This is a genomic window from Algoriphagus sp. AGSA1, from assembly GCF_021390545.1.
GTDB lineage: Bacteria > Bacteroidota > Bacteroidia > Cytophagales > Cyclobacteriaceae > Algoriphagus.
Genome location: NZ_JAJUWR010000039.1, coordinates 18,341 through 43,963, shown reverse-complemented (window position 1 = coordinate 43,963; position 25,623 = coordinate 18,341). Strand labels below are relative to the sequence as shown.

The window sequence follows — 25,623 nt, the reverse complement described above, 5'->3', positions numbered from 1 at the left end:
TGAGTTGTACTTTGGTTGGATATCCCATATCTAGTTTATTAACTAGATATAATAATCTCAAAAAAAGGCCATAAATCCAAATTATGGCCTTTTTATTTTAAGTATCTAGTAAATAGCCAAACGAAAGATTGTGCACACAGTGTGTGCACAAAGTTTATCCAGACGGTTGGATTGGGTTTTTTTCTATTCAAAATGGGTACAACGCTGTTTTCAGGTTCAGTGCCTACCGTCTCTGTTTCTGTTCAATACACTAATCACCAATTTCTTCACGGTATCCATTTTCCCGTCATTCGTCGGGACAGGCCTTCTGGCTTGCTTGATGCGATGAAGAGCGTTAGGCTGGCAAGGGCGTCATTACTTATGATTGGAATTCCATCACTAGAATGTAGAAGATCATTGTGCTGCAAAAATAAAAGGAAGCATGCGGCCGCAATCCGTTTGTTACCATCTACAAATCCATGATTCTTGACGATCAGGTAGAGTAGGGTTGAGGCTTTTTCTTCCAGGGTGGGATAAAAGTCCTATTCGCCAAAGCCTTTGCTAATTTGTGCTATGGCACTTTCAAAGCTTCCATCTTTCTCTTTACCAAATACACCGGGTTCAAAATCTGACCTCATGGATTTAATTACCTCCTGATATTGAGCTAAATCGGGATAGTTTGCTTTTCTTTTGCTTAAGCCTTTTTTATCTAGATTTTCATGATCGTAATCGTCAAGTAACTCCAGGCCTTTGGCAAAGTGGTTGAGCCAATCCAGATTTTGATCTTCCTCTTTTTGCTGAATTGCTCTACTTAATATCCGGATCCCATCCTTTAAAGTTTGGACTTCTTGTTCTTTCTGAGCCAGCCGACTTTCATTGATGGTGTAGCCTTGGATGAGGTAATCTTTCAAGCGCTTGGTGGCCCAAATTCGGAATTGGGTTCCCTGGTTTGATTTGACTCGATAAACTACCGAAATGATTACATCTAGATTGTAGTGCTTAATTACTTTTTCCTGAGTTTTCCCCACTATAGCTCCATGCGGAGTGGTATGTCGGAATTCCCGACGTACCACTGGCTCTTCTAATTCCCCTTCCTTAAAAACATTTCGGATATGCTCAGTTATCGTACTTCTTCCCTTTCCAAAAAGCTCTGCAATTTGTTCTTGAGATAGCCAAACCGTTTCCTGCTCAAATTTTACCTCGATTTGAGTCTGACCGTCACTTCCTTGATATATTTCGATCTGGTTTTCCATTGGCCGATATTCTTTTTCTAATTCAAAAATGACAATTTTTTATCTCCAAATCCATAAGTTACAAGTTTATAAGCCTTTGACTAAATTAGGGAGAAGTTAAAATTTGAAAGTTTCGGAAATCTAAAACAGATGAACTAAAGAGAAGTATTCGAGAGCCGGAAACTGATTGAATTCAGGTCAATGAGTTGGTAGCTCTTTGATTTAGTTAATTTTGAGAAAGCGACTACAAATTAAAGCAGGAAACGATTTTTGCCACAAGCTGTGGCAAAATTGGAAACGGCGGATTTCCAGTCCGAACTTCAAAGTAGGTTAATTTTTCGCCAAGTAGTTCACTTGAGGAATAGAAAGTTGTTCTATAACTCATTTAGAATGTGTTATTGAGCTATTGAAGTAGAAGTAATCTTACAGATTAAGGTTTTATACTCTTCTTCTCTACATATAAAAACCCTAAATGTCTTAAAAATGATGGTTAGGGTTTTTAATTTTGAATCAGTAGCGAAATCAGTAGCGAATTTGGATTATTTCGATCTTAATACTTCTATTTTTTTTATCGCAACCGGAAAAATTGATCATTTTTAAAATAGACAAAACAGTTATTTTCGATTTGCTTTTGCAATTAAAATTTATTTGAATTAATCTTAGGCTTGCCTTAATTTCAAATTAAATCTTTAAAAGAACAAGAACATGGGCATTATAATAATGGGAACTTTATATTTGATTATTGGTCAAGTGGTTAGAGTGTATCCAAATATTTTAGCGGGTTATAGTAGGTTGTCAAGTAGTGAAAGGGAAAATGCCGAGAAAAATGGTTTGCCATTCTATGCCTCTCTGCTTTTTAGTTTAATGGGGGGTGTTGTCCTTATAGGATTTCCTGTATCTATTTGGCTTGAAAACCCGAAATTAAGTGTAGGAATATTTGTGTTAGTGACTATAGTAGGATTGATAGTTTCTGTTGTTGGTTCGAACTTATTAGTGAATAATCGATTTCGTTAAATTTCTAGGTACGGCTGAAATTGAAACCAATGCAACATAAAAAGCTTTAATGCTTGGACTCCTACATTTGAAATTAAAATCTAGCTCGAAAAATATCTGAATCTCAACTAAAAAACATGAAACTAAAAATTATCACGCTAGCACTGGTAATGCTAGCCGGAAACCTTCTTGCTCAAATAAGTGATAAGGAGATTACTCTTGAAACCAAAACAGGAAATATAGAGGGGGCTTTACTTAGTCCTGATGTCAGTAAAAAAATTCCTGTTGTTTTAATTATTGCAGGTTCAGGGCCGACAGATAGAAATGGTAATAATCCAATGATGACAAATAATCACTTGAAAATGTTAGCAGAGGGATTACTTGGAAATGGAATTGCTTCAGTTAGATATGATAAAAGAGGAGTAGCTGAAAGTAAGGATTCAGGTTTAAAGGAAATCGATTTACGTTTTGAAAATTATGTCGATGATGCGGTGAGTTGGGTAGAATTCTTAAGAAAAGATAAAAGGTTTTCAGAAATTATTATTCTTGGTCACAGCGAAGGATCACTAATTGGAATGCTGGCAGCTGGCAAGTCTCAGGCGGATAGATTCATCTCTATAGCAGGAGCTGGAATTCCGGCAGGTGAGGCTATAAAGGAGCAATTTAAATCGCAACCTCCTGTGGTATTAGAACAAGCGCTACCAATTATAGAACAATTAGAAAAGGGAGAAACAGCGGAAGAAGTTCCTCAAATGCTTTACTCGATTTTCCGCCCTAGTATTCAGCCTTATATTATTTCTTGGTTTAAATATGACCCGCAAAAAGAAATTGCAAAGCTTGATATACCAACCTTAATAATCCAAGGCACCACGGACATTCAGATAGGTGTCTCCGATGCTGATAAACTTGGAAACGCAAATGAAGAGGCTAAAAAGCAGATAATTGAAGGAATGAATCATATTTTGAAAGATTCAGAACTAGATAGATCGAAAAATATTGCGACCTATTCTATGCCAGATCTACCTTTAAATGTAGAATTAATGGATATCATTATACAATTTATCGATAAGTAAAAAAGCATAAGTACTTTAAAAAAACCGTGAGAGAGCTGATCTCACGGATAATTTTTTTTTTCCACCTGATGTTGATGCAGGTAAAAGGGTTAAAAGTTGTTTTCTTTCCCTAGATCAATTTTTAAAACTACGAACAAAGTAAATTCGAATATGATAATCCTTTTCCAACACTGTCTCAAAAAACGACCGTTTATTGAATTATTCCTATTTTCCTTGGTGATATTCAAGAGTTTCAAATCATTAATCCATAATTTTGTAGTTCAACAATGGGGACAGGATTATAATAATCACTTTATTTGTAAAAGAGGTAAGGAAAAAAGGGGCGTTGAAATGCCGAGATTGGAGTTAAGGAATTCTGATTATGGGTAGTTTAGTGGGGATTAGATGGATATTCCGGACAATACTGACCCCCGTTCCGGGCATATTGACCTCTCTAAAAATGGGTTTGGTACTGTAATCTGTTAGGCTGACAATTTTACATTTTTTTTCTGAGACTTTCCCCCTTTAGCTCGATCCTGTAAGATGAGTGGACCAATCTGTCAAGAATTGCATCAGCAATGGTCTCTTCTCCGATGATATCATACCAACTCGAAACGGGCAGTTGACTGACGATTATCGTTGATTTCTTCCCGTGTCTGTCCTCAATCATTTCCATAAAATCTATTCGCTGTTGTTGTTCCAAGTGTGTCAGCCCAAAGTCGTCCATGATCAGCAGGTCTGTCTTGGCCAGTTTGTCAAAGAACTTCATCACTGTCCCTTCCAGCCTGGCCATCTTGGTTTTCAGCATCAGTTTCTGTGTGTTGAAGTAAGCTGCTTTAAATCCCAGAATACAGGCCTGGTGTCCCAGCGCAGAAGCCATATAGCTTTTTCCGCATCCTGTTGCCCCGGTAATCAGGACAGCCTCTCCTTTATTGATGAACTCTCCTGTTGCAAGGGTGGTGAGAAGCACATCGTCAAGACCTCTTACCTTGTCCAGTTTGAGCTCCTCTATGGAAGCTTTATACCTGAATGCAGCATTGGTTTCAAGTCTTTTGAATCTTCTGTTGTCCCTTTCAAGCTCTTCGGCCTGCAGCAACAGTTCAAGACCCTCAGCGAGTGAGAGGCTTTGGTTTTTTCTTGTTTCCATGAGGGCCGTCCATGTTTTGGACATGCCGTGCAGCTTGAGTCTGGCAAGCTGCGATTGGATCTGGTTTGTCATAGGCATTAAAATTTAATTGTCTGTTGGTTACTGTAATATGCTTTTCCCCTTAAGTTCCGGTGTTTGGGCAGCGCTGTATTGTTATTGTGGACAGATTCGTCTTCCATATGGTTTTCGATGATGTTTTTGATGAATTTGTAGGAGAATATCCCGTTCTCCATGGCCGTTTTACACGCTTTTTCCAATACCTCCGTATCGGATTTTCTTGCCAGGGCAAGCAGTCCGTCACAGGACCGGTAGAGTTGCTCGGGATATCTGTTCTGCTCAAAAAGCAGACATACATACTCATACAGAACCTTTGACACCTTCGCAGACAGGTTTCTGTAATACTCCGGACTCCGGTCCCGGTAGTGTTGGTGATGGGAACAGAGGTGTTCTTTGACCGTGGAGTAAGCCCCGGTCTTGAAGCTTCTGGAATGGACCGCCACTTTTTTGCCTTCATGGTATATAAAAACCATGGATCTGGTATAGGCCACTTTTACTTTGTTGCCCATCAATATGTGGGGGACGCTGTAGTAGTGTTTGTCGGCAGACAGATAGACGTGGTTGTTTTTGGCGACTGTAAGCACTGAATAACTCCTGAGCTCAAAACGCTCAGCAGGAAGATCTCCCAGCAGGGCCTTTTCATCTGCAAGAAACTTCTCTTCCCGGCAGTATGGCTTCTTCTGCATCCTTGTCTGGTTGTGGGACTTTACCTTCGTTCTGATTGCCCCGTTGAGGGCAGTAAGATCAAAGAACTGCATGTTCCTGAGCTTGGCATATACCCTTGAGTACAGGATCCTGACCTGGTTTTCCACCAAAGCTTTGTCCTGGGGTTTTCTTGCCCGCGCAGGTAACACTGCTGTTCCGTAGTGGTTGGCAAAATCCTCAAGGGCCTGGTTGATATCAGGTTCGTACCGGTCGGCTTTAACCACAGCTGCCTTCAGGTTGTCGGGAACAAGAAGTTGTGGTACACCGCCCAGGTCTTCCATGCATCTACTGAGCGCATAAAGGAAGTCGGATGTACTCTGGGATGGCACAGCCATGGCAAAAGCATAATCCGAGAAGGGCAGGCAGGCAACAAAAAGCTGGCAGGCTATGACTTCCCCTGTTTCCCTGTCGACGTAGTGAATTGTCTTTCCCGCAAAATCCATGTAGAGCTTTTCTGCGGGTTTGTGGGCCAGAATCATGGAAGGCTTCCCTTTTGCAGTCTGCTGCTGGTCAAGGTGGAAACAGAATTGGGAGTAGCTGTATCCGTCCGGAATGGACTGCCTGTATTCTTCCCACAGAACGGCTTTGGTCACTCCCGTCTTTTCCAGCTCTTTTAGATAATACCCAAGGTTGGCTTTGAAGTATTCATACCGTGAATCTTTATAAGAAGGGTTTCCGGGATGGAAAAGCCTATATAATTCAGGCTCGTCAAGGCTTAGCAATGTCTCGGTGGTAAGCTTTTTTGACAGATTGGCTGTCAGTAGTTTATCGAGCTTAAAAAGATAAGTCTTGACGGTATTCTTACTGATATCCAGCATACGGGCGATTGTTTTGACTCCCTTTCCCTGCCTGTTAAGTATGATCATTTGTTTTATCTGACTCATAGGTTTAGGTTTTCCAGCCATTGGATTATAGTTAGCGGTTATCGAAAATGTCCGCTAAAAAACCAAAACCATCGATCAGAGGGGTCAACATACTCCGGAATATCAACCATCAGGGGGTCAACATGCTCCGGAATATCACCGAAAATCTATCTTAGAGGGGTCAACATGCGCCGGAATGTCAGTCGAATCCAGCCTGTAAAGGCACTTTCACTACTTAAAAACTCTCCGGACTGGAGGGGTCAGCATGCTCCGGAATATCCACTATTATTTTAAGACTTCTTACTGGTTGAAAATTTATTGATCTAATATTCTCATGTGAATGGTTAATTGAAATCCAAACTTTCTTGAAATTTGAACTTAGTATATTAAGTTCTTTTAGTTCTATCAATTCCAAACTGGCATTATTAGTATATATTTTGCCTGTGAAAATTCAATTTCTGATATTTCACACTCTTGAATAAATATTTTTTCATTTATCTGAGTAGAAACGATTACAAATTTATTAATATTTAAAGTGTCTAATGAAAGTTCGAGTAAATTTTTGCAACTATAAATTTTAAAATTTGAAAAAGAACAACTAGAAATAGCTAATGAAAAACTACTTGACATTCCGATTGAAAGATTATTGCCCTGACCAATTATTCCCTCTAAAGTTGTATATACTCCCTCTATATTATTAAAAAATATCGAGTTTCTTGCCCCATTAATTGAGAGTACTAAAGTATTTAATCCAACTTCATTTACAGTGTTTCCATATATTAATATTTTAGAATCACTAGCATTTATATAAATTGGTTCGTTAAATGTACATTTGGAAAATCTAATATTACGACGTACTAGCTGTAATTCTATGCTAAATTCTGAAGTTATGACTTTTTCATTAAATGTTATTGTAGAATTCTCTGGAAGATCATTTATTTCTCTATTGAATAGCTGCGCATTGAAAGTACTGTCAATATATTCAAATTGTCGCTTAGAAATTTCTGAATACTGCCATGTTCATTTTAATTAATTGTATACTGAAATTTCCCAAGTATTTAATTTTTCAGAGAAATTGTCCACTCAGTTTGTTTATCATTACTGTAAAAACGTGCTGGCGTGGTCATAGCTTTGAAGAGTATTCCTCTTACTTCGCAATAAGCCATTATCTCGTCCACATGTTCTTTCATATTTGGAATACCAGTAAAGGTCTTTCTTGTGAAGCAAACAAGCTTCAGATTTGGCAACTTATCTATTTCACCAATTACGTTCTGCCAGATGCTAACCTTATTGTCTATATACACATCATCATAATTAGCTTCTTGACCTTCCTCAACTTTTATCTCTTCCATTAAATCAATCAAATCGATTTTGAATTTTTTAATGAAGTCCAATTTCTCAGCCTTGGGGGCACCTTTTAGATCATCCTCACCAAAAGCTGTAGGTAACAGCCTCCATAAATAATTCCTAGTTCTTCCATAGAAAAAATCTGCGTTATTACCTGATGTTTCAGGGTTAAATGTTCCAAGTATCAAAGTCTCGGTATCAGGCCTGATTGTATGATTTGAAAATCGGTGTTTTACAGTTATCATATCAAATGTCATTATTTCTATTGGTTAATCCCTTAATATAAGGATCAAAGGCCTGCTGAAATTTGGGAAGCATCTCTACGAAAAATTCATTTCTTTTTGGCCATTCCTCTTGATTGAAGAAATCCAATCCATCCAGTTCACACTTAATTCTGCACATCTTTTTATCAGGTAATTCCTGCCATTCTAAAGAATGCCCAAATTTTTCCTCAATAGCATCTTTTTTATTGAAAAGTTGTCGGTAATAGGATTTGTTAAGATCCTTATTTGACGTCATTATGTCAAGTTCAACTCTAGAACAAGATTTGGTGATTACTAAACAGTAAGCAACTCCAGTAACTCCAGAGCCAGCATTAAGCCAATGATCTTTATTTGGCTTTATATTTTCAAATAAAGATGATCCTTGGATTTGCGGTAATAACTGTTGCCAGAATTTTTTATGCAATCCTGCCTTTCCCGTTTCACCATTATTTGTTGGCCCAGTTTGATATTTTATGATCAGCTCCTCTTCCATCTCGAAGAGTGAAAGCAATTTTTTCAAAATGCTGAATTTCGAATTACTATCAATATTGGATTCGAAAAACCAACCATTATCTAATTCCTTTGCTTCTCTAAAGTCAGTTTGGTTTCGGGTTATTTTCAAAATTTCCTGACCGCTTACCATTACTTCTGAGTTTTTCTTGAAAAGGCTTCTGAGCACATAGAAATACATCTGTGCAATGGCATCCTCTTCAATTTTATTGTTTTCAAAAATAAAGTATCCTAACTTTTTAAATGTTGGTTTTTCAGCGTCAAAGATATTTTGTTCCTCATCGCTTTGATCTTCAAAGACTATAACTTCAGGCAATTTCCAGATTTTTAGAAATCGTTCGTAGATGATTTCAAATCTTTGCTCTAAATGTGGAATCGTCCATTCTTCAAGTTTCTGAAGATAGGAGTTGAGCCAAAGCCTGCTGTGAATATAACCTTGCTCATTTCCGTCCACATTCATGGTTTTCTTCTCCAGGAAAGACTTATTGCTAAGTGCTCCATTGTTGCCAGACAGCGTAAGATTGGCAATGGTATTAAGATACTTATCCTTAAACTCAGCAAATTGCTCTCTTGTCAGCTGTGATTTCCATTCATCTGTGGGAGTTCTAGGGAAAATGTGCTCTATGGTGATTGCCTCGTTTGAGGTATCCACATATTCCTTGTTATTGTAGTTTTCCAGTAATTCGAAGAAATAGGATCTGTTTTTTGACTGGATATTGTAAAGGTCTTTGTCTTTCAAAGCCAATCTGATATCATCATTGGTTGGGAATTTTGAACTACCACCTTTGCGCATCAGGGCTTTCTCTATGGATTCTACATAGTCTTCTGTATCGATTTCTGAATACAAAGTCATAAAGACTTTATTGAGGGAATTAGTAGGTAGGCCGACAATAAACCTTCTCCAGGCAAAACTTTGGATCAACTTCAAAATAGAAACAAGCTCTGGAGTTTCGATCAATCCATTCTCCAAATCTTCAAACACCTGCAGTAAAAAAGGGTAGGCGACGTTGATTTCAAGTCTATTGATATATTCAAGCTCTTTCCGGACTTGTTTATCTGCCACTGTGGATGGGTTGACAAGCTTTTTGTAATGAACAGAAAGTGATTTGATGTCCTCTAATTCTTGGTGGAATCCATCTTGATTTTTGTCGCAGAACAGAATTTTGAATTCTTGGTAAACCTTATTCTTGTTCGGAATCTTCTTGTTTTTAAGAGTCAGATAATCCCTGATAAAGTCAGAAACCAACGACGTTTTCTTAGCCAGATCTTTTGCGTTTTCTTCTATAGGACTCCAAATGGACTCAAATATTTTGTTCTGCGAAATAGGAGGTAAGTCCATTAAAATGAAATTCCGGATCAAGTCAGATTGGGAAAGATCCAAGCCTGTGGAATTCAAGCTTTCAAAAATCCGCTGCGGATCGTCTTTCCCGCGTTCCAAGGAAACTTCTACAAAAATCAATCGATTTAAACCATCCAATATGGTATGGAAATTCTCTGAAGTGATCTCCCCGCTGAAAAAAGTGAAGTTCTCTTTTACATTGGAGTATTCAGGGAAAGATTTCTCATTTCCATAAAGAATAGCTTTAAATGCATCCCCATTCCGATCCGTTTGCTTCAGCTTTAGTTTAGATGTTTCTTTTTGTACATATTGATTCGTCAGGAACATATCAAATACCATATTCGCATCATTGGCGATTCCATTTTCCTTTGCAAATCGGTATAGAGCAACATAGAGAATATTTATAGTAGTCAACCGCTGTTGACCGTCAATAATCACCAATTCCTTTACCTCATTACTGGAGCTATAAACCCCGTCATGAATAAAGACTATACTTCCGATAAAGTGGGAGGGTCTGTTCTCTTGGGAAACCTGAATGATATCTTTCAGTAGTTCCCGACATTCAGAAATAGTCCAATCGTAATTTCTCTGATAAATAGGAATTACAAATTGGACTTTAGGTGCTTGTAAAAAATTGATTATTTGGAGTTCTGTGGCTTTCATAACAATATTACTCTATGATATGGTTTTTGAACACTTCGATTACAGAATCGTAAAAGTCTTCTAATGTGAATTGTTTTGCCTTTTCATTCTCTTTATTTGCCATATGGCTCCATATTAGACTTTTTATATCTGTAGGCATAGTATTTCCTCTTCCTCCAAGTCTTACGTGAATTTCATTTAATATAGAATTAAAGGATTTAACTCTTTGCCTGACACTAGTATTGACTACTTCCAAATTCATAGACCTTAATATTGAAGAGTCTAATGGATTTAATTTTTCGTTGCCACTTGGTAAAGTAGGAGAAGATTCTAATATCTCATTAGATAATCCAAATAAATTACTGTTTTTGTAAATACTAAAATTGTTTGAAAACGCAAGAGTTATCACCATGTCATGAATAATCATAGAGTATGGATATTTAAATCGTGGATGAATCATATGATGTGAAGCATCAGTATCATTAAGAACAGATTTTAAAATCCGTAATCCTATTTTTTCGAATGTATGACTTTCAATTATTCCTTTTTCATTAATTTCTTCTCCATTGGATGTTAAAAATCTATCTAATGATTTTCTCATAAACTCAATCTCTTTTTTTGAGAATATTTTAGGATAAATAATTGAAAGTCTCCAAAACACACTAACCCAAAATAATATTGAAATTACTCCGCTATTTCCAGATTCATTATTTGAATTTATAGGTTTTGACAAACCTATAGAATAAATCGATTCAATGTTTGAAAATCTTATTTCACAGTTGCTACAAAAAATATAATCAAGTATCATAGGATGGTTATTATTTTCTATGTCACTTTCTTCTATTTTTCCTAATACCTTTTCTAATTTTTCAGGAGGTACAGCTCTTCCGAAATGAACCTTTGAGTCAGTAGCAGTAAGAGTAAATCCTAACTCCATATCTCTCAATTTTGAGCCATCAATATTTTCAATTTTCTTTAGAAGAAAATGAGGTATAATATGCGATCCTTTTTTGACCGCATTGGAGCTTTTACATAGTTTACATTTATTCATGTGTTAAAACTAATTATTTTTTGTTTCAGATAAAAGGTAATCCCAGTCTTTATTCATGCACCTTTTTTCAATTTTTTTTACTGTTTTAGTATTATATTTTATCATAATGGATAAAGTTATAATTATTCCTATCCCAATAGGAAAGAAAATATTAATGTTGAAATCTATTTCTAGCAACTTTGTTAAGACACCCCAAATAATAGCCCCTAGGAAAAACCCGTAAAGTAATCCTCTAATAATTAAAGAAATCCAATGATATATTTTTTTCCAACTTGAGAATTGAGACCAAGGAATATCCCCAGTTGCATTAATTATTCTACATTTTGGACATTTTACATAAGGAATTCCTAGATTTGAATCCATAAATCCATTGGCTGGACTATATCCCCCAGTAAAAGAATATTTACAATTTCCGCATTTGATGTTCTTATAATATCCCATATTCTGTTAAGTTTGAACTATCATAATCTCCTCCTCACTTAATCCATACAGCTCATAAACCAATTGGTCGACCACTTCAACCGTTGCCTTAGCTTTATCTCCATTATGGATTACCAGGTCATTTCTTCCTTTGGTATTGATGTAATGATTGGGATCGTAATAGGTATTTTCAAGAAAATCAATGACCAGATTCTTATGAAATTCCTCAGATTCAACCTCATTACTATGATTTATCAGCTTGGTAAGATTTGACTTAAATCCCTCGATTTCTGTACGGTTAGGCTTTACTTTTAGGTAGGCTTTATTTAGTGCTTGTTTGGGCTTAAGAATCTTGATGGACATTCAGAAAGGATCTTGTATTAAAAAACATATTACAAGATGCATTTTTTTTGACTAAAAACTCAATGGGATGTGGGGTTGATTTTTTTTTAAAGCTCGACGAAATTCTTAATTTGGCTTCGGAATTGGTCTAGAGTTTACGAGAATTGAGAAATTGGAGTAACAAAAAACAAAAATTGCTGTATTCACGGGATAAGTTTAATCCATGACGATAAACTCATACACTTAAAACCTGCGAATATAGTTTACGCGATTGTTAAGAAAATCTTAATTTTTGAGAATTCTTTTTATTGACCCTAATTACTTAAAAGAGAAATCATGAAACCATCATTCCCGGTAAATTTTGCAGTTGACAGTTCATTTTTTATAAAAAACAATTTTTTAGCCGGTAAAAATCAGTAACATTAATTCTTTTTATGATCAAAGTGCCTTTAATTTTCAATGCACCTTCAACCCTCTGGATAAGTTAATGGAGGCACTAGAAGAAAATAAAAAGCTATACGAACGTTTGCTAAAAAGCGAACAGGAGAAAATTGAAATTTTAAAAGGCAGTAAGTGATTTTTTGCCACAGCCTCTGGTAAAATTTGGGTCAATCAAAGCATCCTAGATATCTGGATCCTGCTTATTTTTTCTACAAGTCCTTAATGAATAGACAAAGCATCAAAAATGGAGCATCTGCTTGAAATAGAGTTTGATAACCCGAAAGTATTAGAAAAATTCAGAAAACTTGCCTATAAAAATGGCGTGACACTTAGAGAATGTGAATTGGTTTCGCATGATAATCCATCACCAAGCGGAGATCCATATTTTGATAACCCAAGGAACGTAGAAGAAATACTTTTCAGAAAAAGAGAAATGGATCTGGGCCAAGTTGAAACGGTCAGTTTATCCAGAGATCAGCGAAAAAAACTCCTAGGCTTATGATAAGTAGAAAAGTTATTCTGGGATTTTTCGGCCTATCTAAAGGCCTGCAAAAATTAAGGAAATACCATGCCTAATTATGCTTTCTAACAAATTACTTAAAAATGAAAAACCCTCTAATCAGCTTAGTTAGAGGGTTTTGTTAATTTTCCTTATAGTTGTTTGTAAGCGTTTATTTACCAATACAGAAATTCCTAAAAATATTCTCCAGCAGATCATCGGTCGTAATTTCCCCAGTAATTTCTCCTAGAAAATGTAAGGAGCGGCGGATATCCATTGCCACAAAATCATTGGTGACTTCATTGTCCAGTCCACTCAGAATATCCAGTAAGGATTCGCGGGTTTTGACCAAGGAATCATAATGCCGCACATTGGTCACCACGGTGTTTCCTGTACGGAATTTATCCAGATTCACCAATACCAAAATCCTGGATTTGAGCTCTTCGAGATTCTCCTTTTGGCCAGCCGAGATAAATATAGTATCTGGATGTTTCTCTTTTAATTCGTTAACAAGTAGTGAATTAGCCTTATCTATCTTGTTTGCAACTTTAAGGAAAGGTACCCCTTGATTTTCCAGCTTATTGACATCCCGATTGATCTCCACCAAGTCTGTATCTCCCAAATCAAAAAGATATATAATCAGAGAGGCTGACTTCATTTTCTCCTGGGTTCTGCTTACTCCGATAGCCTCGATGGTGTCGGTGGTTTCCCGTAGTCCGGCCGTATCGATGAAGCGGAAGATCACGCCCCCTATGTTGATTTCATCTTCGATAAAATCCCGTGTGGTTCCTGCGATCTCAGAGACGATGGCTTTTTCCTCATTGAGCAGGGCATTGAGCAGGGTGGACTTGCCTGCATTAGGTTTACCGGCGATCACGGTGGGCACTCCGTTTTTGATCACGTTCCCCAGATCAAAACTTAGAATCAATTCTTCGACCACACGAAGTAAGCGCTCTACAAGTGTCCGTAATTCTTCACGACTTGCAAATTCCACGTCCTCTTCACTGAAGTCCAGCTCTAGTTCTATCATTGAAGCAAAATGGATCAATCGGCTCCTAAGCTCTTGTATTTCAGAACTGAACCCTCCTCTCATCTGGCTGAGAGCTGCCTGGTGTGAAGTCTCGGAATCCGCATGGATGAGATCCGCAACGGCTTCGGCCTGAGCCAGATCAAACTGTCCGTTCAGAAATGCGCGCTGGGTAAATTCTCCCGGCTTTGCCGGACGGGCCCCCTTGCGGATAAATAGTTTGAGTACTTGATTGATGATGTAGGAAGAACCATGTGTGGAGATTTCCACCACGTTTTCCTTGGTGAAGGACTTGGGAGCGATGAAAAGAGAGACGAGAACTTCATCTATGATTTTGTCTCCATCCCGGATAGTGCCGAAGTGAATGGTGTGGGATTCCTGCTTCTCTAGGTTTTTGCCAAAAAAGACCTCGTTGGTAAGCTGAATGGCATCTTTTCCAGAAAGGCGAATTACGGCAATGGCACCTACACCTTGTGGTGTAGCTAACGCTATGATGGTGTCATTCTGCTCTGAAAGGGAAAAACTCATTTTGCGCCGATTCCATTTTCTACGATTTGCCCCAATCCATCGAGAAACTGAATGGGCTGTCTATATCCGGGTAGCTGGGTAATATTCCTTAGGGTAGGGTCGATGATTACAAAGTTGGGATAGGAGTTCACGCGCATTGCCGCTGCCATTTTTGCCTCAGTATATTCTTTTCCTTTGAAGTCAAACTTGCGCTTATTGTCCTCAGCGTTCATTTTGACGGCATAGAATTTCTCATTGATGTAGTTGACTACAGCCGGATCGGTGAAGGTTTCCTTATCCATTTTTTTACACCACCCACACCAGTCGGTATATACATCGATCAAGAGCATTTTCGGGTTGGCCTCAGTAGCGGCTACTGCCTCTTCAAATTTCAGCCATTCAATTTTATCCTGAGCTTGCGCAAATGAAGCTGTTAATAGAACTAAGCCTATGATTACTATTTTTTTCATGCGTGTAATTTTCAATTCTCCAACGGCTTTGGACTAGTGGAAGTTCCGAATATCCAGTTTGGCTTGGTGCGTGTGAGTAGGGCGCTTCCCAGAAATACTACTCCTCCCACAGATACCATCATCCCGGCTATGGAACTGTCCACCAAATATGCCATGTAATATCCGGCAATGGAAATAAAAATACCCAATGCACAGGTAAGTTTAATCAGGGAACTCAATTTTTTAGTCCATAGAAAAGCTGTGGCGGGAGGGACTACTAGTAGCGCCACTACTAGAATAGCCCCGACTGCCTCAAAACTGCTCACCGTAGTGTACGATACCATACTCATTAACGCCAGGTTGATCGCTCCTGCAGGAAGGCCTATTACCAGGCCGAAACTTTCATCAAAACTTGTAAGTTTTAACTCTTTGTATAACAAGACTATAAATATGCATACCAAAACCAAATTCAACAATGCCAGGTAGGTGATACGTGGCCCCATACTAAAACCGGAATTAGTAATCCAGAGATCAATCGGGAGATAGGCTATTTCCCCATATAGCACGCATTCCTGATCCAGGTCCACTTTATAGGCGAGCATATTAATGAGAATTATCCCTATGGAAAAAAGCAGGGTAAAAGTGATTCCTATAGATGCATCAAGTTGCACTTTGGCTTTTGTTTTGAGCCAGTTGATGATTAAGGTGGCCATAATACCGAGCAAACCTGCACCTATAATGACCTCAAGTCCCCGCTGGCTTCCGGATACAAAGAAGCCTATGACTATGCCCGGCAGTACGGCATGAGAAATCGCATCGCCAGTCATGGACATTTTGCGGAGCATCATAAATACACCCAAAAGTCCGCAGGATATGGAAATCAGGGATGCGGTAAAAATGATCAGAAATGCGTTTTGGTCAAAGCTCATCGGTGTCGCGGGGGATAGTCTCTTGGTGAGGATCGAGTTTGGGATAATTCAGCCTGTTTTCCAGTAAAGCTTCCAGTTCCGGTGTAAGGATATGCTCTAGTTTTTCGGCAGAGTCATGCACATGGTCTGGGGCAATATTCATGTATTCATTGAGGTAAAGTTCCCAAAGCCTGTGCAGTCTTACGATTCGTTTTGCTTCAGACTTACCCATTGAAGTGAAACTTATATCTAATTGGTTTACAGTAATAAGACCTGATTTAGTTAATTCATCGATTATATTTCTTGTTTTCCTTTTTGAGGATGAAAAAGACTGATAGATTTCTTCTATGGGGTAAGTGCTCTTTCCACTTTCCAGACCATGGTAAATAAGCTTCAACACATGATCTTGGTGTGTTTTTTTCAGGTAATGCTTTCTGGCTATAAAACGTGAAACCACTCCTTTTCTTGGAGCAAAAAGGAAGGAGATTACAGCAAGTAATGAAAGGCTTACTACCACCCAGGGCCCTGTGGGCATCTGGGGGATTACAAAGGAGATGTAGGTTCCGACTATGCCAGATATAGCAGCGAATAATCCGGCTACAACCAAAAGTCGCCCAAGCCTATCCGTCCAGAATCTGGCAGCAGCTCCGGGGGTGATCAGCAGTGCGGCCATCAGCACTACTCCAATGGCCTGGATTCCGATAACTACTGCCAAAATCATCAGTACATTAAAAACCAATCGGATTGTCCCCATGGGGTAACCAATGGATCTACCAAAGTCGGCATTGAATACCAGCATGGAAAATTCCTTGCGGAATGCCGTCAGTGTGACTATGATCAACAGTGCCAGCCCTCCGTAGATGTAAAGATCTTCTTCCAGAATGGCTATGGCATTGCCGAAAATAAACTGGTTGAGGCCAGCCATTTCAGGGTTTCCAGACTTTTGAATAACAGTCAGAAGCACTATTCCAAATCCAAAGAATATTGACAGGATAGAGGCGATGATCGCATCGTCACTTAATCTCGTGTTGCCTTTGAGCCAGGAAGTGAGAAAGGTGGCCAGGGCACCGGACAGAAATGCACCGGAGACTATATATAGAGGGTTTTTTTCACCAGCCAGTATAAAGCCCAGGCAGATGCCTGGCAACACCGCATGCGAAATGGCATCTCCCAACAGGGCTTTTTTATCGAGAAAACTGTAGGCGCCCACATAGGCAGACCCGATGCCCAAAAGTGTGATCCCTAACACCACGAATGCAATGGAGCTGTCTTGAAAAGTGAAGAAATATACAAAGTCACTCATGTCAGCTTTTTAGAGGGTTGAAGTCCTTTTGTCTTATGATATCGCTGACTTTGGTGAGCAGGTTGAGTTTGCCACCATAAGTCTTGCGCAGCAATTCTTCCGTCACCACATCGGTTTTCGGGCCAGAAGCTACCAGGTGAAGGTTCAGCATGATGATCCAGTCAAAGTAATTCATCGCAGAATGGATGTCGTGATGTACCACCACTACGGTTTTTCCTGCTGTGGTCATTTCCCTGAGCAATTGGAAAATAGCCGTCTCCGTCGCCATATCCACTCCGGCAAAGGGCTCATCCATCAGGTATAAATCCGCCTCCTGTGCCAACGCTCTGGCAATAAAAACCCGTTGCTGCTGTCCGCCAGAGAGCTCTGATATCTGCCTGCCTACGAAAGACTGCATCCCTACCTTTTCAAGACATTCCATGGCTATGTTTTTTTCCTTTTTTCCAGGTCTGCGAAAAAGGCCTAATTTACCGTAGGTTCCCATCATTACTACATCCAGTACCGATGCGGGAAAATTCCAGTCCACAGATTCTCGCTGCGGGACGTAGCTGATGCGGCTTCTTACCTCTTTTAACTCCCGGTCAAAAAGTTTTACATGGCCAGCGGTACTAGGAACCAATCCCATGATCGCTTTGATAAGCGTGGACTTTCCCGCACCATTGGGGCCAAGAATGCCGATCAGCTTTCCCATAGGCAAACTTAGGTCAACATTCCATAGTACAGGAGTCTGGTCGTAGCTGACTGTGAGGTCATGTATTTCTAATATCGGGGATTCTACGTTTATGATCATAGTGTTAGGCTTTCAAAGATTACTTGCACATTGGTCTCTATCATTCCTATATAGGTTCCGGCAGGGGAGTCAACGGCTCCCAAACTGTCTGTATAGAGAGGCCCGGCAAGCCTGATTTGGTGGTTTTGGTTTGCGCAGCCGGCGACTACGGCCTCTATAGCTTTGGGAGAGATGGTTTGCTCGGCAAAAACCGCATGGATATCACGCTCCACAATAAAGCTCACCAGGCCGGTCAAGTCTCTCAGTCCCGGCTCACTGAGTGTGGACAGTCCCTGTAGTCCCAGAACCTCTAGATTATAGGCTTTCCCAAAATAGGAGAAAGCATCGTGGGCTGTGATCAGAGCCTGGTCTGCCTTGCGAAGTTCTGCTATTCTGTCTATGGTCTCCTGATGCAAAGTTGCCAGTCGGGCCAAATAGCTTCTGCTGTTCTCACGGATTGCTGCTTCCCAAGCAGGCCTCCAGAGGATGATTTCCTCCGCGGCATGGGACAGGGCTTGGGACCAAAGTGAAACATCAAACCAGATATGCGGATCTACTGAGTGGGTCTCAGGGCCAGACCTTAGAAGCATGTCTTGGGGCAGTTTCTCCGAGACATTGATCAGGTTTTGGCTGAAGTCTAGCTTTTCAAAAATCTCCGTCATTTTTCCTTCTAGGAACAGTCCATGGTAGATGACCAAATCTGCATCTTGCAATAAATCCAAATCCCTGACGGAGGCTTTGTATAAGTGCGGATCTACACCTGCGGGCATCAATGAGACCACCTCTGCTTTTTCGCCTACTATATTCCTGATCCCATCTGCCAGGATACTGGTAGTGGCCACGATTTTTGGCTTCACCCTTTCTTCCTTGTTTTCAAATTTGCAAGCGAAAGAGAGTAGCAGTAGGGACAATAATGCCAGGAATTTTTTCATGTGATTATATTTTGAATCTTTATGGTCACAGGAATCTCGCATAGTGAATAATCATCCATCTGTGTTTCGCTTCCGATGTGCTCGGTTTCATGACTGAATCGCCAGAATATTTGCTGCGACATCCTTTGACATAAAAAGCGTTTTCTTCTGATCGACGAGGATTTCCATGGATCCGTCAAACTCCACCTTGTCCAATATTTTGATCCTTGCCCCGATATACGCGCCCACTTTGTCAAGGTATTTAAGGAAGGCTGCCGAACTGTCTTTTACCGCTACGATCTGACCGGATTGATCTACTTCCATTTCGTTCAGCGCCAGTCTTGGCCTAGCCCTTACGTCCCCGTATTCATCTGGAATAGGATCACCATGCGGGTCAAATTTCGGGAAGTTCAAATATGCGTCCAGACGCTGGATAAGTAGGGTGGACTGTATGTGTTCCAGTTCTTCTGCTACATCATGAACTTCGTCCCAGGCAAACTGTAATTTATCCACAAGAAACACCTCCCAAAGTCTGTGCTTTCGAATGGTCTGAAGTGCTTTCTTTTTGCCTTCTTCCGTGATGTTGACTCCGTAATATTTCCTGTATTCTATCATTTCCTTTTCACCGAGTTTCCTAAGCATATCGGATACGGAGGCGGGCTTGGTTTTCATCTCGGCAGCCACATCATTGGTGGATACACTTTTGGTGGCGCCGTCAGAAAGATGGTAGATGGCTTTCAGATAATTCTCTTCAGCTGTAGTCAGGTTCATGGGGTAATGTTTTTTGCTATGGCAAATATAAAAAATAATTTAGATATAGCTAAAAATATTTTGAACTATGGCTAAATTAAGTGTGGATAACTCATTTCCGAATGTGTTTATTGATTAAGTTATAGCGAAAATAAAGTTTAGGCTCCCCTAATAAAAACTGTAATGCATTGATAATTTGTCATTTAATTAAATTGTTTATGATAATCCGTCAGTAAAAATCGCAATGTCCCCCAGTTTCCATTGGCCGGGAACTGGTGTCAAAAATCAGGCATAGGTGGATAAGTGTGGATAGTAATCCACATTCAGATATGAACCTTGGTGTGGATTATAAGGAGGTAATGGCGGTGATGAATGCTTCGTGTTGGGATTTCCACAGGATAGATTCACCCGGTGTTTGGGTGAAATACTCTTGTTTAAGTGCAGCTTCAAAATTCTTGAGTGCATGGTCCAGGTCGTAAAAATCCATGGAAAACCCACCTGAAAACGGAGCTAAAAATTCCTCCCATTTTGGATTGGGACTGATCAGAACAGGCAGTCCCAAGGCTGCTGATTCAAACAGTTTAGTGGGCATTTTATTCTTAATAGCAGCTCTGTTTTGGTAAGCTAGAAGTGCAAAATCTACCGTAGAATAAGCAGCGACAATCTGCTCATGAGGCACGGGGAAACGGGATGACCGGAGTTGGATTTGGGGAGTGTTTTCAACGGCTTTTTGCAGGGTGAACTGAAAGTCCGCTAAAGGACAATGGCCGATAATATGAAGTTGCGAAGCCGGGAATTCTCTCAATATTTCTTTGAACCACTTGACGGCATCCAGGGTGCCAAAAGCAGGGGTGAGCGTCCCCGAAATCAAAAAAGAGTAACCATTTTTGTGCCCCACTCTGAAGGGGGAAATTGGCGTGATTTCACCTTTATATTTATTTTCCAAAATCAGAAACGGAGATTTCTCAGGCATCTCTTCCACATAGCATTTTTCGGCAAGGAGATGTAAATCTATGTTAGCCATACTTTCCATCAAACGGATTAGATACCCGGTTTTTCTTTTGGTTGGACTACTTAAAGTAGGGTTAAGCTCCAGGTTTTTCACGTAGTTTTCCTGGACATCATAGATTAATTTATACCCTAAATATCTCTTGAAAAAGGTGGCCAAGGGGAGATATTCATAAGTGCAGACAACTAGGGTTTTTGGCCGTAGCTTAAAAAGCGTTCGGGTAAAATTCACCTGCGAAAACACTCTTTTACCTATTGAGTTCTGAGATGAAAACGAGGAATAGAAGTTTTCATCTTTACAATTTTCTTCAGGATTTTGTGAAAATCCCATAAAATATACCTTAAAAAGCCCTGTTTTATGCAGTGAAAGGCCAAGCTTTCCCCAAGCTCGTGTATCTTTGACGGGCTTCAAGCTTGACGCGATCAAGACTGGAGTTAAGGAAGCTGATTTTCCACTCATTAAACGAAACTAACCAAAATAATGGAACTGAGAACAATCATTGAGCAGGCCTGGGAAAACCGGGAATTATTAAAAGAAGAAGCAACACAACAAGCAATCAGAGCAGTGATAGCTGACCTGGATTCAGGTAAAATACGTGTAGCGGAACCTGCTGAAGATGGTAACTGGAAAGTAAATGACTGGGTAAAGAAGGCAGTAATTCTCTATTTCCCTATCCAAAAAATGGAAACTATAGAGGTTGGGCCTTTTGAATTCCATGATAAGATGGCGTTGAAAACAAATTACGCTGAAAAAGGAGTGCGTGTGGTTCCCCATGCAGTAGCCCGTTATGGGGCATACCTTGCATCCGGGGTAGTGATGATGCCAAGTTATGTTAATATTGGAGCTTATGTGGACGGTGGCACGATGGTTGACACTTGGGCTACTGTGGGTTCGTGCGCGCAGATCGGCAAAAATGTTCATTTAAGTGGCGGTGTAGGGATAGGAGGAGTTCTGGAACCTATTCAGGCAGCACCGGTGATCATTGAAGACGGAGCATTTATAGGGTCTAGGGCCATCATCGTAGAAGGAGTAAGAATCGGCAAAGAAGCTGTAATCGGGGCAGGTGTCACCTTGACTGCTAGTTCGAAGATTATAGATGTAACCGGTTCTGAACCTAAGGAATACAAAGGCTTTGTCCCAGAACGGTCTGTTGTGATTCCGGGGTCTATAGCCAAAAACTTCGCCGCCGGTACTTTCCAGGTTCCCTGCGCATTGATCATCGGTCAAAGAAAAGCTTCCACTGATCTTAAAACTTCGCTTAACGATGCGCTGCGCGATAATAGTGTGGCAGTATAAACTGATTAATTAAAATGAAAATGGGTAAACGGGCTTTATTGGCTCTATTTATTTCAGTATCACTTTGGTCTTGTTCGGAAAAGAAAACAAGTTCCGGAGATTCGTATTTCAACAAAGGGGCGTACGAGGAGGCAGCAAGTGAATACACCAAGGAATTAAAATATAAACCAAATGATGTACGGGCTCTTTATAACAGAGGCAGGTCTTACGAGGAGTTGGGCAATAACCAGGACGCTATAGCGGACTTTGAAAAAGCACTCTCTACAGACCCGAACAACTTTCAGGTCTTGCTCAGCTTGGCCAATGTGCATTATAATGAGAAGAACTACACCAATGCCTTGCTGTATTCGGATCAGGCAGCCGAGGTCTCAGGAGCACCCGCTATGGCTTCATTTATGAAAGCACGTGCTTTGCATCAATTGGGCAAGCCTGATGAAGCGCTGAAAGCCTACGATAATGCTATTTCGGTTGATAAGAATTTTGGGCAGGCTTACTATAACAGGGGCTTGCTTAAGGTCGCAATGAAAAAAGTGGGATCCTCATGTGAGGATTTTCAATTGGCTTCAGCTTTGGAGTATCCCGGAGCTGAGGAAGCATACTCCAAATACTGCAAGTAATAAAAAGGAGGCTGTCTCGTAACTCATAATTGTCACATTGAGCCAAGTCGAAATGGGCTTAATTAGCACATAAATAAAAGGCTTCGACTTTCATGTCTTCGGCAGACTGGCTGCCTAGCCTGACAAGAGAACCTGATTATGAGACAGCCGTTTTTTTTGCGAGAGGCAGGGACAGATTTCCGATAGGACAGCTTCTAGACCTTGACTATGTCCTATAGCTCATGATCGTGAGATTCCTCTTCATGATTGCATATCACCTCTGAACTTAATTTACCACTGCCGCGGCATGTTTCACATGAGCTTACTTCCTTTAAATTTCCCTCACACACAGGGCAAGTAAGCCTGCCCTTTCCATGGCATCTGTCGCATTCATAATATTCCACGATTTTGAATATATTCACTTTGGTAATCATACCTGAACCACTACAGCGACTACATCCTACCACTCCTTTGCCTTTGCAGTAGTGGCAATCCTGTTCTAGTTGCCGATCTCCATGACAGGTGAAACATGTTTTGAACCGGTACCCGCGACGGTCACATAGCTGACAATCCAGTATTTCCCGTAGGGGGGATTCCAGGCGCTGCTGTAATTCTTGTGCAGCTTTGTAGTATTCACCTGTAAATCCATTCAGCTCCAGGTACTTGTTGAGAAAATTGGATGAGTTGTCATACTGTTCGAGTTGGAAAAGAGTTTCTGCGAAAAAATAGGGCATTTCCTCAGGAAGTGGTTGGCCTGAGTCGATCATGTTTCGGAAAATAGAATTTGCCGTCTTATAATCAGTTCTTTCAATAGCCGCTTTGGCAGCTTTCATCCAGCGGTCGGTATGCCCTAGATTTGGGCCGATCTGGGCCAGGGAAACCTGGCCCAAAGCCACTGTGAGGATCAAGCAAATCAGATAGAGAGGAGGGTGGAATTTAAAGCTCACATGAACAGGTTTTATCTACAGAAGCAATAAAGGTAGAAGTTTCGTAATCGTAAAGTTAATGTTTCCAAAAAGCCAACACTAGCATGAATATGTGAAATTGGTTTTGGCGAATTGATAATTGTCTTTATTTTGGAATGAAATTCTATTTAGACCTGACATATTCCAGGCACTATTAAAGAATTTTTTGTCAATTTACTTTAACCCTAAAATTAAACAAAGATGGGAAAATCAATTACAATGATAGAGAGTATCGGCCCGGCAATTAAAGAGAAACTAGCTTCTGCGGGGATTTCTACGGTAGAAGGTTTATTGGAGAAAGGTGCGAGCAAATCAGGTAGAAAAGCTATTGCGGAAGCTTCGGGATTGAGTGAGGGCAGGATTCTGGATTGGGTGAATATGGCAGATTTATTTAGAATCAACGGCGTTGCCAGTCAGTTTGCAGAACTCCTAAAAGCCGCAGGAGTGGACACCGTAAAGGAATTGCGGACTAGAAATCCTGAAAACCTGTACAATGCCCTGGTAAAAACCCAGGAAGAGAAAAAATTGACCAGGGTAGTTCCGGCCGAATCCAAAGTGGCTGACTTTATAGAGCAGGCTAAGAATTTGGAACCTCTAGTAACTTATTGAACTGTATTCAATCAAAGGATTAACTGAAACCTTTTTGCCCAAGGCATCAAGGTTTTTTTTGTAGTTTGCTTACTTAATCGGCATGACAATGAGCCAAAAAGAAGAATTTATTGCCCACCTGGCAGAGGGCCAGAATTATAAAAATGATTTCATCACATTGGGAACCGGCATATTGGCGGGGGAACCTGTGACTGGAGCGCAGGTGAACATTGCATTGAAGACCATGAACAGGCATGGTCTCATCGCGGGAGCTACCGGAACCGGTAAAACAAAAACCTTGCAAGTGATCGCCGAACAGCTGGCTTTGAAAGGAGTCCCCTCTGTTTTAATGGATCTTAAAGGGGATCTCTCTGGACTTGCACAGCCGGGGACAGCCAGTGATTTTATCAAAAAACGATCTCAGGCCATAGGAGTTGACTATGATCCAATAGGCCTTCCTATCGAACTGATGTCCATTTCGGAAGAAAAAGGAGTTCGGTTAAAAGCGACTGTTTCCGAATTTGGCCCTGTTTTGATTTCCCAGATACTGGAACTTAACGATACACAGCGGGGAGTAATATCTCTGCTATTCCGCTACTGCGATATGCATCATCTGCCTTTGATTGATCTGAAAGATCTGAAAAGGGTGCTTCAGTATATTACCAATGAAGGTAAAGAAGCCATTCAAAAGGAATATGGACAGGTTTCGGCTGCTTCAGTGAATACCATCATGCGGAAGATTATTGAACTGGAGCAACAGGGGGCAGAACGTTTTTTTGGAGAGAAATCATTCGAAGTAGAGGATTTTTTGAGGATCAAAGATGGAAAAGGAGTGATATCCGTTATCAGATTGACTGATATTCAAAACCGACCGAAGTTGTTTTCAACTTTTATGCTCAGCCTGCTATCGGAGATTTATGAGACTTTCCCTGAGCAGGGTGATGCGGCTCAGCCAAAACTTTGCTTGTTTATAGACGAGGCACATTTAGTGTTTTCCAATGCATCCAAGGATCTTCTGGAAAAGATCGAGGCTATAGTCAAATTGATCCGTTCCAAAGGAGTAGGGGTGTATTTCTGTACACAGACTCCGACAGATGTCCCGGACAACATACTGGGGCAGCTGGGACTGAAAGTGCAGCACGCATTAAGGGCTTTTACTGCGAAGGATCGGAAGGCAATTACCAAGACCGCTGAAAACTATCCGGATTCTCCGTATTACAAGACTTCGGAAGTGCTCACAGCTATGGGAATAGGGGAAGCCCTGGTGACGGCTTTGAATGAAAAAGGGATTCCCACTCCACTGGCACATACATTAGTCAGGGCACCGATTACCAGGATGGATATTCTGAGTCCCGAAGAGATCAATGCGGTAGTAGGGAACTCAGTACTTCTTTATAAGTATAACCAGGATATTGACAGGGAAAGTGCTTTTGAGCTATTGAACCAAAAAATGAATGATCTGGAAGAAGCACAGCGACAGTCGGGATCTCTGCAGTCTAAAGCATCGGCGCAGAAGAGCAGAAGGACTACAAGCGAAACTTCTCTAATTGAGGAATTGAGCAAAAACACCATGGTGAGGCAAGTGGGACGTACGATTTTCAGGGAATTGACCAGAGGAATTCTAGGTTCATTCTCTAAAAGAAAGTGAGTAATATAATCATTT

Annotated in this window: 25 protein-coding genes; 7 read left to right on the top strand and 18 right to left on the bottom strand. The window is 40.4% G+C overall.

What is annotated here, in order from left to right; genetic code table 11:
* Positions 1-266: 266 nt before the first annotated feature.
* Both LZF95_RS22905 and LZF95_RS22900 read right to left on the bottom strand, forming a co-directional pair.
* A complete protein-coding gene (locus LZF95_RS22905) occupies positions 267-473 on the bottom strand; it encodes a Fic family protein (protein ID WP_233757676.1) in 207 nt (68 codons plus the stop codon).
* A 48-nt stretch (positions 474-521) separates the two neighbouring features.
* Entirely contained in the window at positions 522-1,232 is a 711-nt protein-coding gene (locus LZF95_RS22900; protein WP_233757674.1) for a virulence RhuM family protein, read from the bottom strand.
* Positions 1,233-1,916: 684 nt separating this feature from the next.
* Between LZF95_RS22900 and LZF95_RS22895 the strand changes: the two genes are divergently transcribed.
* Positions 1,917-2,225 carry a DUF3784 domain-containing protein gene (locus LZF95_RS22895; protein WP_233757672.1) on the top strand — a complete coding sequence of 103 codons (309 nt, stop codon included), beginning with the start codon at positions 1,917-1,919 and terminating at the stop codon, positions 2,223-2,225.
* 116 nt (positions 2,226-2,341) lie between these two features.
* Positions 2,342-3,277: an alpha/beta hydrolase gene (locus LZF95_RS22890; RefSeq protein WP_233757670.1), complete on the top strand. Its 936-nt coding sequence runs from the start codon at positions 2,342-2,344 to the stop codon at positions 3,275-3,277.
* Between the two features lie 475 nt (positions 3,278-3,752).
* Here the strand turns inward: LZF95_RS22890 and istB are convergent, their stop codons facing one another.
* From istB to LZF95_RS22855, 7 genes are all read right to left on the bottom strand, one after another.
* Positions 3,753-4,475, bottom strand: a complete 723-nt coding sequence (istB, locus tag LZF95_RS22885) for an IS21-like element helper ATPase IstB (RefSeq protein WP_233757668.1) — start codon at positions 4,473-4,475, stop codon at positions 3,753-3,755.
* Positions 4,476-4,480: 5 nt separating this feature from the next.
* Positions 4,481-6,049 (bottom strand): IS21 family transposase, encoded by a 1,569-nt coding sequence (gene istA / locus LZF95_RS22880; RefSeq protein ID WP_233757666.1) that lies wholly within the window; start codon positions 6,047-6,049, stop codon positions 4,481-4,483.
* 1,037 nt (positions 6,050-7,086) lie between these two features.
* The gene (locus tag LZF95_RS22875; protein WP_233757664.1) at positions 7,087-7,632 is read right to left on the bottom strand and encodes a hypothetical protein; all 546 of its coding nucleotides are present in this window, start codon (positions 7,630-7,632) and stop codon (positions 7,087-7,089) included.
* The gene (locus LZF95_RS22870) at positions 7,622-10,150 is read right to left on the bottom strand and encodes a DUF4268 domain-containing protein (protein ID WP_233757662.1); all 2,529 of its coding nucleotides are present in this window, start codon (positions 10,148-10,150) and stop codon (positions 7,622-7,624) included. Before LZF95_RS22870 ends, LZF95_RS22875 begins: the two co-directional genes overlap by 11 nt.
* Before the next feature lie 7 nt (positions 10,151-10,157).
* On the bottom strand, positions 10,158-11,180 hold the full coding sequence (locus LZF95_RS22865; protein ID WP_233757661.1) for a hypothetical protein: 1,023 nt from the start codon (positions 11,178-11,180) through the stop codon (positions 10,158-10,160).
* Positions 11,181-11,189: 9 nt separating this feature from the next.
* On the bottom strand, positions 11,190-11,621 hold the full coding sequence (locus tag LZF95_RS22860) for a hypothetical protein (protein ID WP_233757660.1): 432 nt from the start codon (positions 11,619-11,621) through the stop codon (positions 11,190-11,192).
* 6 nt (positions 11,622-11,627) lie between these two features.
* Positions 11,628-11,963: a hypothetical protein gene (locus LZF95_RS22855; protein WP_306422407.1), complete on the bottom strand. Its 336-nt coding sequence runs from the start codon at positions 11,961-11,963 to the stop codon at positions 11,628-11,630.
* 664 nt (positions 11,964-12,627) lie between these two features.
* Between LZF95_RS22855 and LZF95_RS22850 the strand changes: the two genes are divergently transcribed.
* A complete protein-coding gene (locus LZF95_RS22850; protein WP_233757659.1) occupies positions 12,628-12,885 on the top strand; it encodes a hypothetical protein in 258 nt (85 codons plus the stop codon).
* Between the two features lie 169 nt (positions 12,886-13,054).
* On the opposite strand, the gene mnmE is transcribed toward LZF95_RS22850, so the two are convergent.
* The 8 genes from mnmE to LZF95_RS22810 form a co-directional block, all read right to left on the bottom strand.
* Positions 13,055-14,437 carry a tRNA uridine-5-carboxymethylaminomethyl(34) synthesis GTPase MnmE gene (gene mnmE, locus LZF95_RS22845; protein ID WP_233757658.1) on the bottom strand — a complete coding sequence of 461 codons (1,383 nt, stop codon included), beginning with the start codon at positions 14,435-14,437 and terminating at the stop codon, positions 13,055-13,057.
* Positions 14,434-14,886 (bottom strand): thioredoxin fold domain-containing protein, encoded by a 453-nt coding sequence (locus LZF95_RS22840; protein WP_233757657.1) that lies wholly within the window; start codon positions 14,884-14,886, stop codon positions 14,434-14,436. The genes mnmE and LZF95_RS22840 overlap by 4 nt, the downstream gene beginning before the upstream one ends.
* An 11-nt stretch (positions 14,887-14,897) precedes the next feature.
* Positions 14,898-15,794 carry a metal ABC transporter permease gene (locus LZF95_RS22835; RefSeq protein ID WP_233757656.1) on the bottom strand — a complete coding sequence of 299 codons (897 nt, stop codon included), beginning with the start codon at positions 15,792-15,794 and terminating at the stop codon, positions 14,898-14,900.
* The gene (locus tag LZF95_RS22830; protein ID WP_233757655.1) at positions 15,784-17,076 is read right to left on the bottom strand and encodes an iron chelate uptake ABC transporter family permease subunit; all 1,293 of its coding nucleotides are present in this window, start codon (positions 17,074-17,076) and stop codon (positions 15,784-15,786) included. The genes LZF95_RS22835 and LZF95_RS22830 overlap by 11 nt, the downstream gene beginning before the upstream one ends.
* A gap of 1 nt (position 17,077) precedes the next feature.
* On the bottom strand, positions 17,078-17,866 hold the full coding sequence (locus LZF95_RS22825; RefSeq protein ID WP_233757653.1) for a metal ABC transporter ATP-binding protein: 789 nt from the start codon (positions 17,864-17,866) through the stop codon (positions 17,078-17,080).
* Positions 17,863-18,777 (bottom strand): metal ABC transporter solute-binding protein, Zn/Mn family, encoded by a 915-nt coding sequence (locus LZF95_RS22820; protein ID WP_233757651.1) that lies wholly within the window; start codon positions 18,775-18,777, stop codon positions 17,863-17,865. Before LZF95_RS22820 ends, LZF95_RS22825 begins: the two co-directional genes overlap by 4 nt.
* Positions 18,778-18,864: 87 nt before the next feature.
* Positions 18,865-19,527, bottom strand: a complete 663-nt coding sequence (locus LZF95_RS22815; protein WP_233757649.1) for a metal-dependent transcriptional regulator — start codon at positions 19,525-19,527, stop codon at positions 18,865-18,867.
* Positions 19,528-19,852: 325 nt separating this feature from the next.
* Positions 19,853-20,974 (bottom strand): glycosyltransferase, encoded by a 1,122-nt coding sequence (locus LZF95_RS22810; protein ID WP_233757648.1) that lies wholly within the window; start codon positions 20,972-20,974, stop codon positions 19,853-19,855.
* Between the two features lie 21 nt (positions 20,975-20,995).
* On the opposite strand from LZF95_RS22810, the gene LZF95_RS22805 reads away from it, so the two are divergent.
* Both LZF95_RS22805 and LZF95_RS22800 read left to right on the top strand, forming a co-directional pair.
* Positions 20,996-21,811 (top strand): 2,3,4,5-tetrahydropyridine-2,6-dicarboxylate N-succinyltransferase, encoded by an 816-nt coding sequence (locus LZF95_RS22805; protein WP_233757646.1) that lies wholly within the window; start codon positions 20,996-20,998, stop codon positions 21,809-21,811.
* A gap of 14 nt (positions 21,812-21,825) precedes the next feature.
* On the top strand, positions 21,826-22,428 hold the full coding sequence (locus LZF95_RS22800) for a tetratricopeptide repeat protein (protein ID WP_233757644.1): 603 nt from the start codon (positions 21,826-21,828) through the stop codon (positions 22,426-22,428).
* A 212-nt stretch (positions 22,429-22,640) separates the two neighbouring features.
* On the opposite strand, the gene LZF95_RS22795 is transcribed toward LZF95_RS22800, so the two are convergent.
* Entirely contained in the window at positions 22,641-23,354 is a 714-nt protein-coding gene (locus LZF95_RS22795; protein WP_233757642.1) for a molecular chaperone DnaJ, read from the bottom strand.
* 219 nt (positions 23,355-23,573) lie between these two features.
* On the opposite strand from LZF95_RS22795, the gene LZF95_RS22790 reads away from it, so the two are divergent.
* Positions 23,574-23,981 (top strand): DUF4332 domain-containing protein, encoded by a 408-nt coding sequence (locus tag LZF95_RS22790; protein ID WP_233757640.1) that lies wholly within the window; start codon positions 23,574-23,576, stop codon positions 23,979-23,981.
* 88 nt (positions 23,982-24,069) lie between these two features.
* A complete protein-coding gene (locus LZF95_RS22785; protein WP_233757638.1) occupies positions 24,070-25,608 on the top strand; it encodes a helicase HerA-like domain-containing protein in 1,539 nt (512 codons plus the stop codon).
* The last annotated feature ends 15 nt before the right edge of the window (positions 25,609-25,623 follow it).